Origin of the sequence: Paenibacillus sp. LHD-38 (assembly GCF_031157315.1) — a bacterium.
Classification (GTDB): domain Bacteria; phylum Bacillota; class Bacilli; order Paenibacillales; family Paenibacillaceae; genus Pristimantibacillus.
The window spans coordinates 1-12,745 of the sequence record NZ_JAVIFU010000066.1; the positions used below are offsets into that span (position 1 = coordinate 1).

General features: G+C 49.7%; 11 protein-coding genes. 2 read left to right on the forward strand and 9 right to left on the reverse strand.

What is annotated here, in order from left to right:
• Positions 1-160: 160 nt before the first annotated feature.
• The 6 genes from ptsP to RCO25_RS31025 all read right to left on the reverse strand — a co-directional run bounded on the left by ptsP (position 161) and on the right by RCO25_RS31025 (position 5,915).
• Positions 161-1,903: a phosphoenolpyruvate--protein phosphotransferase gene (ptsP, locus tag RCO25_RS31000; RefSeq protein WP_308999937.1), complete on the reverse strand. Its 1,743-nt coding sequence runs from the start codon at positions 1,901-1,903 to the stop codon at positions 161-163.
• Between the two features lie 40 nt (positions 1,904-1,943).
• Positions 1,944-2,216, reverse strand: a complete 273-nt coding sequence (locus RCO25_RS31005) for an HPr family phosphocarrier protein (protein WP_308999938.1) — start codon at positions 2,214-2,216, stop codon at positions 1,944-1,946.
• Between the two features lie 21 nt (positions 2,217-2,237).
• Positions 2,238-2,690: a PTS sugar transporter subunit IIA gene (locus tag RCO25_RS31010; protein ID WP_308999939.1), complete on the reverse strand. Its 453-nt coding sequence runs from the start codon at positions 2,688-2,690 to the stop codon at positions 2,238-2,240.
• 78 nt (positions 2,691-2,768) lie between these two features.
• Positions 2,769-4,148, reverse strand: a complete 1,380-nt coding sequence (locus RCO25_RS31015) for a PTS fructose transporter subunit IIC (protein ID WP_308999940.1) — start codon at positions 4,146-4,148, stop codon at positions 2,769-2,771.
• Between the two features lie 37 nt (positions 4,149-4,185).
• Positions 4,186-5,130, reverse strand: coding sequence for a 1-phosphofructokinase (gene pfkB, locus RCO25_RS31020; RefSeq protein ID WP_308999941.1), 945 nt, complete (start codon positions 5,128-5,130; stop codon positions 4,186-4,188).
• Complete coding sequence (locus RCO25_RS31025; protein WP_308999942.1) at positions 5,127-5,915, reverse strand: DeoR/GlpR family DNA-binding transcription regulator; 789 nt, start codon at positions 5,913-5,915, stop codon at positions 5,127-5,129. The genes pfkB and RCO25_RS31025 overlap by 4 nt, the downstream gene beginning before the upstream one ends.
• Positions 5,916-6,190: 275 nt before the next feature.
• On the opposite strand from RCO25_RS31025, the gene RCO25_RS31030 reads away from it, so the two are divergent.
• Positions 6,191-7,261, forward strand: coding sequence for an LLM class flavin-dependent oxidoreductase (locus RCO25_RS31030; RefSeq protein WP_308999943.1), 1,071 nt, complete (start codon positions 6,191-6,193; stop codon positions 7,259-7,261).
• A 689-nt stretch (positions 7,262-7,950) separates the two neighbouring features.
• On the opposite strand, the gene thyA is transcribed toward RCO25_RS31030, so the two are convergent.
• Complete coding sequence (thyA, locus tag RCO25_RS31035; RefSeq protein ID WP_308999961.1) at positions 7,951-8,784, reverse strand: thymidylate synthase; 834 nt, start codon at positions 8,782-8,784, stop codon at positions 7,951-7,953.
• Between the two features lie 411 nt (positions 8,785-9,195).
• Between thyA and RCO25_RS31040 the strand changes: the two genes are divergently transcribed.
• Positions 9,196-10,272: an SDR family oxidoreductase gene (locus tag RCO25_RS31040; protein WP_308999944.1), complete on the forward strand. Its 1,077-nt coding sequence runs from the start codon at positions 9,196-9,198 to the stop codon at positions 10,270-10,272.
• Between the two features lie 163 nt (positions 10,273-10,435).
• Here the strand turns inward: RCO25_RS31040 and RCO25_RS31045 are convergent, their stop codons facing one another.
• Together RCO25_RS31045 and RCO25_RS31050 are read right to left on the reverse strand one after the other, a co-directional pair.
• The gene (locus RCO25_RS31045; protein WP_308999945.1) at positions 10,436-10,810 is read right to left on the reverse strand and encodes a winged helix-turn-helix transcriptional regulator; all 375 of its coding nucleotides are present in this window, start codon (positions 10,808-10,810) and stop codon (positions 10,436-10,438) included.
• A 106-nt stretch (positions 10,811-10,916) separates the two neighbouring features.
• Positions 10,917-12,743: an IucA/IucC family protein gene (locus RCO25_RS31050; RefSeq protein ID WP_308999946.1), complete on the reverse strand. Its 1,827-nt coding sequence runs from the start codon at positions 12,741-12,743 to the stop codon at positions 10,917-10,919.
• Positions 12,744-12,745 lie beyond the last annotated feature (2 nt).

The window sequence follows — 12,745 nt, forward strand, 5'->3', positions numbered from 1 at the left end:
TTTTTATTGAAGTGTTTTTTACTCATAAGCTCGCTCCCAACTGTTCATTCCAGTATACAAAAAAGGACCCATACGCTAAACACTTTTTTCTAAGTGTCCAGTGTATGGGTACCAGTTTAAGGAGTCATCTTTTTTTAATCCCCATCGTACTCGCCGTTCCTTATCGCTCAAGCTTCAGAAATGCCGCAAGCTCAAAACGGATTTCCACCGGCGTATCCAAATCGAGGAGCCGTTCGGTCAGCTGTACGCAGGCGCTGTGATCGAGCGTCCTGACCGTCTGCTTGATCCGGTGAATAGCCGAAGGCGACATGCTCCACTCATTCAGACCAAGTCCGGCAAGCAGCGGAGCAGCGAGCGGATCACCGGCCATGCTGCCGCACATGCCTGTCCATTTGCCATGTTTATTCGAAGCATCAATGACCGTCTTAATAAGCTGGAGGACGGCCGGATGAAAATAATCGTACAAATACGAGACCTTCTCATTCATCCGGTCCACCGCAACCGTATACTGCACCAAATCGTTCGTGCCGATGCTAAAGAAATCGACCTCTTTGGCCAAGCGGTCCGCCATGAGCGCAGCGGAAGGAATTTCGATCATAATGCCAATTTCGATCGCTTCGCCTATGCTCGCTCCCTCACTAATTAACTGCTCGCGAGCCTCTTCGTACAAGGCCTTGGCTTGGCGCCACTCGTCCATTCCCGAAATCATCGGAAACATAATCTTAACGTCGCCATACGCTGCGGCCCGAATAATGGCCCGCAGCTGCGTGAGAAACAGCTGCTTCTGATCCAGGCAAAGCCGGATCGCGCGATAGCCGAGAAAGGGATTCAGCTCTTCGGGCAGTTGAAGGTACGGCAGCTCCTTATCCCCTCCGATATCCAACGTCCGTATAACGACCGGGCGTCCTTGCATGGCTTCCGCCGCTTGCCGGTAAGCCTCGAATTGAATCTGCTCGGAAGGCATCTGGGAGGTGCTCATGAACAAAAATTCCGTCCGGTACAAGCCGATACCCTCCGCGCCCTTCTCCAGCAAGCCCGCTGCTTCCTGAGGGGTTCCGATATTCGCGGCAATCTCGAAGGTGAAGCCGTCCTTCGTTACGGCAGCAAGCTCACCATATGCCTTTAAGCTTTCCTGCTCCAGCTGTTCAGCAGCAAGCGAAGCCGCGAATTCTTCCCTCGTGGACTCTGCCGGATACAGAACACATTCGCCGGTCGAGCCATCGATGATCATTTCCTCGCCATGCTGAATCTTCTCGATCGCAGGGCCTAATCCGAGTACGGCAGCAATACCCAACGAGTTAGCGAGAATCGCGGTATGAGACGTCTTGCCTCCGATACGGGTTACGAAGCCAAGCACATATTGTTTATCCAATTGAACCGTATCCGAAGGAGTCAGGTCGTCGGCTACAATGATGACCTCGCTCGTAATATCGGACAGCCGCGCGCCTTGATGCCCTACAAGCTGCGTCATCAGCCGGGTACCGACATCTCGGATGTCAGCCGCCCTCTCACGCATGTATTCGTTAGCCATGGCTTCGAATAGCCCGGCAACCTGGCTAACAATGCGCTTGACCGCAGCCTCAGCCGACCATTGTTCGGTTTGGATGAGCTTCTGCATGGGCGGGTAGAACGCCGGATCGCTCAAAAAGCTAATCTGCCCTTTCAATATCGCGGCCTTTTCTTCGCCAAGCGCCTGCTTAGCGCTTTCAATGAGTTCTGTTAGCTCCAAAACGCATTGCGCCTTAGCCTGCTCCAAGCGAGCCAGCTCTTGGTCCGGCTGCTCGGACTTGCTATCCTTGATGTCTTCTAGCTTTAACGGGTTATAGACAAAAGCTCTGCCTATCCGAATGCCCTCAGATACGCCTAGTCCTGTCAGTCGCTGCTCAATTGTTTTTGTCTTCATTATGCGCCCCTCCTTGCTGCGGCTTCGTGCAAGCCAATATTTATTCTTCGCCGAATCCGCTAGCTACCAGCTCAGAAAGCTCCGCGACCGCTTCTGTTTCATCCGGTCCTTCAGCTTGAATCGTAATAACGGCGCCTTTTTCCAAACCTAGCGTCATGAGGTTAAGAATACTTTTGGCATCGGCTACCGTAGTGGTGCCTTCCGGCATGATCAGAACCGTCGATTGAAATTGTGTTGCCTTCTCGGTAAATAGCTGTGCGGGACGGATATGAAAGCCGGCTGTGTTTTGAATGACTACTTTTTGTGCGTACATGCGGTTATGCCTCCCTTCTGTTTATATCGTTGCAAGCAAGCTTTTTAGCTGATCCGAATGTTCGACGGCCATCAGCTTCTCGCGGAATTCGGAATCAATGAGCTTACGGGACAATGCAATTAATATTTTCAAATGCTCATTGCCTTCGGCAGCTTCCGGTACGGCAATCATAAATACAACTTTAACCGGTTCTCCGTCAAGCGATTGCCATTCCGTAGGCGTGGATAGTTTTGCGAATGCGATGCCTGCCGTAGTAACGCCGCTTGATTTGCCATGCGGAATCGCTACGCTGAACCCGATGCCTGTCGAGCCCGTGCTCTCGCGCGCGAGCACTGCGTTCATGTACGCTTCCTTATCCGATACGGTGCCGGATGCGGCAAGACCGTCAATCATAGCAGCTATGATGCTGTTTTTATCCGTCGATGTCAGTGGGATAAATATAGCTTTTTCGTCCAAAAGTGAGTTAATGTTCATGGTGTATTCCTCCTGAATAGTTATAGATAATAGGGGGAGAAATCCCCCTATCCAATGATTTGTTTTACCCTTTTATGCTTACGCGCGCTGTTCAACCGGCTTTTTAAGAATGCTCAGCATGACCGCTGTGATAACCGTTCCAATGATGATCGCCAGCGCATACAGCGCGAGATGGCTAACCGCATTCGGAATCGGGAGAACGAAGATACCGCCATGCGGTGCGCGCAGCGTAGCGCCGAATGCCATCGACAATGCGCCGGTTACAGCCGAACCTGCCACAATAGAAGGAATGACGCGGAACGGATCGCCCGCAGCGAACGGGATTGCGCCCTCCGTAATGAACGAAATACCGAGTACGGAGGCAGCCTTGCCCGCATCCTTCTCTTCTTTTGTGAATTTATTTTTTGCCAGAAGCGTAGCAAGCCAGAGTCCAAGCGGAGGCGTCATGCCCGCAGCCATAACCGCTGCCATCGGACCGAAGACATCACTTGCAAGCAAACCTACCGCAAACGTATAAGCTGCTTTGTTAACCGGACCGCCCATATCGAATGCCATCATCGCGCCAAGCAGTAGGCCAAGCAGTACGGCATTGGTCGTTCCAAGCCCGGTAAGCCAAGCCGTAAGACCATCCATAATCGCTTTAACCGGTTCGCCGATTACATAAATCATCATAAGGCCAGTGAAGCCCGACGCAAGAAGCGGAATGAGCAGGATCGGCTTCAAACCTTCCAGGTTGCGCGGAAGCTTAATGTTTTTCTTCAAGAAAAGCGAAGTGTAGCCTGCCAAGAAACCCGCAAGAATACCGCCGAGAAAACCAGCCCCGATGGTATATGCCAGCATGCCTCCGATGAGGCCCGGTGCGAGACCTGGCTTCTCCGCAATAGAGAAGGAGATAAAGCCCGCAAGGATAGGAATCATAAGGGCAAATGCCGAGCCGCTTCCAATTGTCATCAGTGCTGCCGCGAATGTACCTTCTACCTTGAATGCTTCAATTCCGAAAACAAACGATAAGGCAATCAGTAAGCCTCCTGCCACAACAAGGGGAAGCATGTGCGATACGCCGGTCATTAAATGCTTATAAGGTCCGCTGCGTGCTGAACTGCGCTCGGACTTCGACTGCTCTACCTGGTTCACATAGCCGCTTGGAGCGGATGCTTGCTTGGCTAGCGCTTCTTCCAGCAGCCCTGCCGGGTTTTTGATCGCTTGGGCGACAGCGACTTTTACGACCGGTTTGCCAGCAAATCTAGCTTCCAGCACATCCGTATCGGCAGCGACGATTATCGCATGCGCTTCCGCAATTTCCTGCTCGGTAAATTCGTTCTCGACACCGACAGCGCCTCTTGTTTCCACTTTGAGCGGAATATTTTTTTCCTTAGCCGCTTTGATCAAAGATTCGGCAGCCATATACGTGTGAGCGACGCCGGTTGGGCAAGCCGTGACAGCAAGTATTTTTTTCATAGCTCGATAATCCTCCTTGGAATGGGCATATGATTTTTTAATAATAGGTGAGCGTAACCATTTGGACCGACTCCATGACCTCGTGAAGAGTACATACCTGCGTGCCCGGCTTGGAAGCCGTAATCGTACCCGCCGCTGATGTCCATCTCGCTGTTTCCTCGATTGATTTGCCTTCTAGGAAGCTGTATACCATTGCAGCAACCATGGAATCCCCTGCACCTACCGTGCTTACCGGCACGATTGGAAACGGGCTTGCTCTCACCGCTTCCGTCTGGTTGACTAGAAGAGAACCCTCTGCCCCCATGGAGACTAGAACGTATTCAATACCTCGGTCAATCAATATTCTTGCCCCTCTAATGACTTCCTCCATGCTGCCCAGCCTCTCGCCAAGCAGCGCTTCGAGCTCATGAATATTCGGCTTTATAGCGAAAGGGGATGCTTCAACACCGAGCGCAAGTGCCTCGCCGTCTGCATCAAGTATCGTTTTTATTCCTAGCGCCCGCGCACTCTCGATTAGAGATCGATAATAATCGGAAGGCGTACCGGGAGGTAGACTGCCGCCGAGAACGATAATGGACGCTTCAGCAGCCTTAGTTTTAAATAATTCCCGGAACTTCTCAAGCAGCGGAGCGTCAACCTCGAAGCCCTGCTCGTTGAGCTCGGTCGTCAGCTTCGTCGATTCATCGACCATTTTCAGATTAATCCGCGTTTCACCTGCAGCTTCGATCATTGCAGAATGGACGCCCAGCTTCTCTAGCTGATCGCAAATGACCTGCCCTTGATAGCCTGCCGTGAAGCCTAGCGCGTTGACATCGATATCGAATAACTTCAATACCTTTGCCACGTTAATCCCTTTTCCCCCAGCATCGGTCCGCATCTCTTTGATACGGTTTAGCCCTCCGTATTCAAACTGATCTACGGTGACGGTTTTATCCAATGCCGGATTCAAAGTAACGGTAATGACCGGGGAAACCGGCTTCATTGTACAGCACCTCCGGTACCAGCCAAGACAATAACGACTCCTCTTTCTTCGAATGTCTGCAAAACAGCCGGCGATGCAAGAGAATCAGTAATTAATGTTGTAACATCCTCGATATCCCCAAAACGGGAAAAGGAAACCTTTCCGAATTTGCTGTGGTCCGTGAGCAAAATAACCTCATCTGCCGATTTAATCATTCGATTCTTTGTTGCGGCTTCAATAAGATTCGGTGTAGACAATCCGTTCTCGGCATCAAACCCGTTCGTTGCAAGAAACAGCTTATCGACATGCACGGATGCAATAGCCCGCTCCGCGAATGGCCCAACCATCGCCTGCGTCTCCGGACGAAGCATGCCTCCTGTCAGCAGAAGCTCGATGCTCTTCTCATTCGCAAGCTCCTGTGCAACCATGACCGAGTTGGTCACGACGGTCAATCGTTGGAAGTTCTTCAGCAGCTTCGCTAAATGATACGTCGTGGTACCCGAGTCCAGCATGATGGTATCGCCTTCGCGAATTCGCGACAGTGCCGCCCTTGCAATATCGAGCTTCTGCTGTTGAAAGCGATCCTCCTTCTCCACGAAAGATGGCTCGCTATTGTTATTTTGCATGGCCGCTACCGCGCCGCCATGCGTACGGCGGAGCAGCTCCTGCTCCTCCAAATCACTCAGATCCCGCCTAACCGTCGATTCCGAAACTTGAAAATGATTCGAAAGCTCCTGGACGGAAGCACGGCCGTGCTGTCGGACATAATCGGCTATTTGACGCTTGCGTTCTTCTTCAAATAACATGCAGTTCTTCCTCCTTACGTAAAATATCTATTTGCAATGAGTATTAAAATTATTTACGCTTGCTTGCTTGTTTGCTCATTTACTCTCATTTGTAATTGTATATGACTATTTATAAATTGTAAAGCGCTTTCTTTTTGATTGTTTATGATTGAAATACGTGGTGATGGCATTATCATGACCGATTTCGGTACTGATTCACGCAAAAAACTGCTTACTAAATTTGAGAAACGAACAAAAATTGAGTAAACTATAATTAATGAAGGGGGAATATTAAAATGGCCGATTTGGCAGCAAACATGGAAATAGGAATCAGTACATTTTTGGAAACGACACCGGATCCGATAACAGGAGCGGTCATGAGTCACGCCGAGCGCCTGCGCAATGCGGTAGAAGAAATCGTATTGGCCGATCAGGTCGGTCTCGATGTATATGGGATTGGGGAGCATCATCGCGCTGATTATGCAGGAACCTCGCCGGCAGTTGTATTAGCGGCAGCGGCGGCCATGACTAAACGTATACGGCTCACAAGCGCAGTAACAGTACTGTCCTCGGACGACCCCGTTCGTGTCTATCAAGCCTTCTCGACACTAGACGGTATTTCGAATGGGCGGGCTGAAATTATGGCAGGACGAGGTTCGTTTATCGAATCCTTTCCGCTGTTTGGATACAGCCTGGATGATTATGAAGAATTGTTCGAAGAAAAGCTGGAACTGCTCCTTGCCATCCGAGAGTCGGAGAAGGTAACTTGGCGCGGCGGTCACCGTCCTGCGATCGATAATCTCGCTGTTTATCCCCGTTCCGTTCAGAGCCCGCTCCCTGTGTGGATTGCAAGCGGCGGGAATCCAGAATCGGCTGTCCGTGCGGGCACGCTGGGCCTTCCTATCGCCTTTGCCATTATTGGCGGAATGCCAGAGAGCTTTGCACCGCTCGTTGCGCTCTATAAAGAAGCTGCAGCAAGAGCTGGACATGATCCGAGCAAATTATCTATTGCGACGCATTCGCATGGATTTGTCGGTGACACGACTGAGCAGGCTGCCGATTCGTTTTTCCTTCCGACGCAGGCCCAAATGAATGTCATCGGGCGCGAGCGCGGCTGGAGACAAAATTACAACCGCGACGCATACGATGCCGCGCGCAGTCTCCGCGGTGCCCTTTATGTCGGCGATCCGGAATACGTCGCCGAGAAGATTCTCCTGCTGCGCAAAAATTTAGGAGTTACCCGTTTCTTCCTTCATGTCAATGTAGGAACCATGCCGCATCGCGAGGTATTGCATGCGATCGAACTTCTCGGCACAAAGGTGGCGCCTATCGTACGCAAAGAGCTTGCGCGAAACGAGTCCAAATAATAAATAAACAAGGTTGCTCCGGACAGCAGCCATGGCTACAAAAAAAGAAGTGTGCGGGCTAAACTGGTACCCATACACTGGACACTTAGAAAAAAGTGTTTAGCGTATGGGTCCTTTTTTGTATACTAGAATGAACAGTTGGGAGCGAGCTTATGAGTAAAAAACACTTCAATAAAAACGAGCAGGAACAATTAGAAAACAATCCGTTTGTCGTAACGATTTCCAAACGCCTTCTTCCAGGTTTAATTTAGGGCTGCAGTGAAGGAAAACAATCTCGCTTTTGAGGAGTCGAATAAACTAACGGTAAAATACGGCGCTATATCCGAGTGGAATTGAATTTGAATCGATTTATCGGTAAAATACGGCGTTATTTTAGGCTAAGGGATTGCTCATGCACATAACCTGGAGAAATAACGCCATAAATTACCGTTATTTGTTTAAATCCTCCGTAACGGAAGTGATTAACGCCATATTTTACCGTTAAGTTTATTTAATTGTCGTTTAGAAGCTAAACGAGGGGCTGAAATGAGGGCAAGATTTGGAACTGCAGGAGCGGCAGCATTCGCCTTTGTCTCCCTATTTCTACCGCAAGCAGCGGTATATTCGAAAAAATAGGGAGACTATAGCGACCGGAAGTCCAGACCCTCTCCGGTGTTACGGCAAGCGCTCAGCTAATACAGCAGTTGAAATCAAATCGCAATCTCCATCTTAAGAGTTGGATGATGCTGATAATTAATGAGCTTAAAATCATCTATGGTAAAGTCATCGATGTTCGTTATTTCCGGGTTTATCCATAGCTGCGGAGCGGAATAGGACTCCCGTGCAATCTGTTCTTTCAGCGAATCGATATGCCGTTCGTAAATATGTGCGTCATTAATGTTAAATGTTAACGTGCCTAACTGATAACCCGTTATTTGCGAAATCATGCGCTGCAGCACGTAATATTGAAAAACATTAAAAGGATTGCCTAATCCGATATCGTTCGATCTGGCGCTGACGATTAAATGAAGCATTCCTTGCTTCACCAGCCACTGATTATTCCAAACGCATGGATATAATTCCATTTGGTCAAGCTCGTCAACATCCCATAGCGAAATAACATGCCTTCTGGACGCAGCATTATTTTTAAGCTGATCGATTAAGTTGTGGACTTGATTTGTAATCTTCCCCTCAATCATGATAGGTTTCCCCAGCTGGTACCCATATGCCTTACCGATATGATTATGCTTATTGGTCCATTCTTTCCATATGGCCACTTTGTTTTGATCCAAGTAGGAGCAATCACTCGTTCTCTTCACATAAAACCATAGCAGCTCATGTATGGCAGATTTCCATGGGACCCTTTTGGTCGTTAAGATCGGAACCTCCGTATTGTCGTAAGTTACCTGCTTGCAAATGACGCTTTTCGTGTATGCGGGTGCGCCGTCAGCCCAGACCGTTCTAACGTCTTGATCCTTATCCCATACCCCGTGTTCAAGAATTTCTATAACTAAATTTTTATAAATCTCATCCGCTGATGACATCATTTTCTCTCCTAACCTTTTCTAGTAAAAGCTTCATCCACTGCAATTTAATTATTTCTGTCTCAGATAAGAAAATACATTTATCCAAAAGATGCATCCCAGCAGAATCTGAATTCCGCTATCTTCAATATTTCTCCCCGACCCGCTCAGTAACAGTCCTGAAAAAAAGCCAAGCACGATACTAATCAAAACCTCCAGCAACCTGGATTTCATCATCAAATCCCCACTCCTTTTAAAACCAACATACTTAAAAGACGGCATTCCATGCGTTTAGTTGCGTTCTTTCGAATGCAATTCAATGCCTTATATTACTTTCAAGTAACTATATCACTCTAAAGTGCGTACTTTTTATTCCTCGCCGCAGGATGCACAATGTTGTTGAGACCACAACCGATGAGGAGAGAATAACTTATGAAAATACAAGAAGCGCTGCCGCACAAAACGGCACTTGTCGTTGGAGCCAACGGAGTGATTGGCAGAAATCTAATCGAGTATCTGGAACAGCTACCAGATTGGGATATCATCGGCGTGTCGCGTCGAGGCGGGGATTCAAGCAGCAGCGGCCGAACTAGATATGTTGCTGTCGACCTGCTAAATGAAAGGGATACACGCGAGAAACTGGGCACTCTGACAGAAGTCACCCATATCTTCTACGCTGCCTATCAAGATCGCCCTACTTGGGCCGAACTGGTTCCCCCAAACCTCGCTATGCTCGTCAACGTCGTCAATGCAATCGAGCCAATCTCTTCAGACCTTCAGCATATCAGCCTAATGCAGGGCTATAAAGTCTATGGCGCGCACCTTGGTCCGTTCAAGACTCCCGCCCGTGAAACGGATGCCTATCATATGCCACCTGAGTTTAATGTCGACCAACAGCAGTTCCTCGAACAGCGGCAGCCGGGAAGCAGCTGGACCTGGTCCGCGCTCCGCCCTTCCGTCGTATGCGGATTCGCATTGGGCAATCCCATGAACTTAGCCATGGTTATCGCCATTTATGCTTCCATTTCGAAGGAGCTTGGACTGCCGCTTCGTTTTCCCGGAAAGCCCGGTGCCTATAACAGCCTGCTTGAGATGACTGACGCCGGATTGCTGGCTAAAGCTACCGTCTGGGCAGCTACGGATGAACGCTGCGCGAACCAAGCGTTCAACATTACGAATGGAGACCTGTTCCGATGGAATGAGCTTTGGCCTAAGATAGCCGCTAGCTTTGATCTTGAGACCGCGCCTCCACTGCAGATGTCTCTGGATGTAGTCATGGCAGATAAAGAGGAGCTATGGAAAACCATGGTGAAGAAGCATGGGTTAGTGAACAACGCCTATAAAGACGTTTCCTCATGGGGGTTTGGAGACTTTGTGTTTTCCTGGGATTACGATTTTTTTGCAGACGGCACGAAGGCTCGCCGTTTCGGCTTTCATGAATTTATGGATACAGAAGCGATGTTTCTAAATATCTTTGAGGATTTGCGACAGCGCAAGGTCATCCCATGACAAGTGGCTGCGTACAAGCGTAAACGGCTGACGCCGTCCTTGGCGGCAAAAGCTCGTTTCGCGGTGAAATATAAGCAACGTATAAGGTTGAATTTTATACTTTCTTATATTTCAAGAAAACCGGTCTCTGGCATCCAGTGACCGGTTTCTATTTCATTGCTAATTAATTATCGTCCAAACGAGGAGCCCCGGCCAAGATCTTTACCTTATCGCCGTAAGCACGCTCGACATGCCTATCTCCCCATCTGCACATAAGATGGAGAATCTCTTTTAGGCTCCAGCCGTACTCCGTCAACTCATACTCGACCTTGGGCGGCACTTGATTGTATGAAATCCGGGTTACAATGCCATCCTCTTCTAGCTCCCGCAGCTGCTGGGTAAGCACTTTTTGAGTTACTGAAGGTAACAGGCTCATCAACTCGCCGTTGCGTTTCTTGCCGAACGTCAGATGGAATAGGATCACCTGCTTCCACTTGCCTCCGATGACCTCAAGCGTTACTTCCACAGCCGTATTGTACGTCTTCCCCGGTTCCAGCATAGGTTCACATCGCCTCCCTGCCTTTACGATATCGCCTAATGCTTGCAGGCGCAAGACTCGGGTATAAAAGATCTCCCAAATAAATGGCCTAGCCTTTCACTCTGGACTAAATCGAACGGTAGCGGAAAGGATTGTGCCCAACGCCCTTTCCAGACGGCATCGCTCCCGGCACGCCGCCCGTTTCGAGCAGCGGACGGATGATCAGCTTCGATGGCCACGCATCGCTTTCGAACAATGAATGAAGCAGAGCGCTGCGATCAATCTCCGGAACATCAATGCGCTGAACGGCTTCCCTGAGCTCTTTCTCCGTTATGTCCCAAAGCCGTTTCTCCGGTATAGCGTAAGCTTCCGACAAGGATTCCATAATCGAAGCCAGATTGACTTGCGTACCGAGAGACTGGACATAGAAAATCAATTTCTCAATCGTTTCGTTGTACAGGCTGTTTGAATAACCCGGCCTTATATGATAGCAGGGATCTTCGATCCCGTGTTTATCCAGATAGGGTTGATGCAAGCGCACAGAATCGTGATCCCTGAACAGCATGCCTGCGACCTCGCCGTCCTTCAGCACGAGGCAGCAATTTTGACCGTGGATTTCCGGTACGACGCCGACCTTGAACAGTCTCATCGTAATGTCGTAGAACATAGCTGCCACGTCAGCGTAAAAGCGAATGGCCTCCTCTTGCGATGGCCGTCCCCCCCTGATTTCACTTAGAAAATGACCGCCGTTCAGCGTAACGCCCAAGGAAGACATCGGAATGATTTTATACCCCTCATCCATGATCTCCGACGGATAAATTCTCAATTGAGCCGCCAGATGGCGCGGATGATCATCGAATAGCCCCATCGTTCGCGGCATGTATCCCCACCAATGCTTCTCTTCGCACAGGAAGACGCGATTGGCAAGTGTATCATCGCAAGCAATCGCTTGGCGCAGCAGTCTCTCGCCAACAAGCCCGTTCAGCAATTTCACGACCGGTAAGTATCGGGCGGCCCCTAATGATTTCACGCTAATGGGCAGCTTCAGCATCTTAGTTGATTCACGGGTCGATGCAAATGAACGCAGCGACGAAGTCGCCAAGAACTCGCCTGCCTGCGTCTCCAAAAGAATAACGGTTCCTTCCTCGATCTCCTTCCGGAAATCCGGCAAGATCCGATTGTTCAACTGCCACGGATGAACGGGGATCAGCGTGTATGCTTCCTTCGAGAGGCCTTTTTGCGCCAGCTCTTCCTCAATGCTCGCTTTTGAACGATCGTCCAGCACCTCGAGACAGTCGAATCCGTCTCCCTCGCACCCTCTTGACACCGAATCGTTCGCGATGGCCACCCAATAAAGCTTGGTCTTGTTCCCGAACTCTGCCATATACTCCCGATAGTCCTGCTCCTCAAACCCGATCTTCGCCTTGGACAACGGATGGAACGGCCGATCTCGCAAAGAGGAGAGCCTCTCTCCCTTCACGAACCATTCATAAGCAGAGTTAGGCGCGAATGCTAAATGCTCGGACGCTTGCTCCAGGCTCAGGCTGAGCTGCCGGATCGCGACGTCCAACCCTTCTAAGAAATCCGTCACTCCCGGATGCGAATAAGCTTCCTCGGATAACGAATAGCGCAGGACGAGATTGCAGATTTCCATAGGTGAGTCGACTACTGCCCAAAATTCTCCTTCCTTCTTGAGGATAGGAGAATCGGCTACCCACTGAACTCCTTGCCTATAGCTAGGTTCAACGAGAAAGCAGACTTCACCCACATAGACGGAAGCTTCACGAATGCCCGGGTAATGTTTTTGCACGTCGTCCGGCGCTTCCAAAAGCTTTCCTGTCGTTATTTCATTAACTAAGAAAAAACGTTCCGCCAAAAAAGCATCCATAAGCTCTTTCCGAATTCGGCTTTCTGCGGCGGCCTTGCTTCGGGTTTGCGACAATACGTAATCCATCC

Excerpts from the sequence above, each read along its gene's own strand:
- ptsP (WP_308999937.1), bottom strand. The coding sequence starts at position 1,903 with ATGAAGACAAAAACAATTGAGCAGCGACTGACAGGACTAGGCGTATCT.
- RCO25_RS31005 (WP_308999938.1), bottom strand. The coding sequence starts at position 2,216 with ATGTACGCACAAAAAGTAGTCATTCAAAACACAGCCGGCTTTCATATC.
- RCO25_RS31010 (WP_308999939.1), bottom strand. The coding sequence starts at position 2,690 with ATGAACATTAACTCACTTTTGGACGAAAAAGCTATATTTATCCCACTG.
- RCO25_RS31015 (WP_308999940.1), bottom strand. The coding sequence starts at position 4,148 with ATGAAAAAAATACTTGCTGTCACGGCTTGCCCAACCGGCGTCGCTCAC.
- pfkB (WP_308999941.1), bottom strand. The coding sequence starts at position 5,130 with ATGAAGCCGGTTTCCCCGGTCATTACCGTTACTTTGAATCCGGCATTG.
- RCO25_RS31025 (WP_308999942.1), bottom strand. The coding sequence starts at position 5,915 with ATGTTATTTGAAGAAGAACGCAAGCGTCAAATAGCCGATTATGTCCGA.
- RCO25_RS31030 (WP_308999943.1), top strand. The coding sequence starts at position 6,191 with ATGGCCGATTTGGCAGCAAACATGGAAATAGGAATCAGTACATTTTTG.
- thyA (WP_308999961.1), bottom strand. The coding sequence starts at position 8,784 with ATGTCATCAGCGGATGAGATTTATAAAAATTTAGTTATAGAAATTCTT.
- RCO25_RS31040 (WP_308999944.1), top strand. The coding sequence starts at position 9,196 with ATGAAAATACAAGAAGCGCTGCCGCACAAAACGGCACTTGTCGTTGGA.
- RCO25_RS31045 (WP_308999945.1), bottom strand. The coding sequence starts at position 10,810 with ATGCTGGAACCGGGGAAGACGTACAATACGGCTGTGGAAGTAACGCTT.
- RCO25_RS31050 (WP_308999946.1), bottom strand. The coding sequence starts at position 12,743 with ATGGATTACGTATTGTCGCAAACCCGAAGCAAGGCCGCCGCAGAAAGC.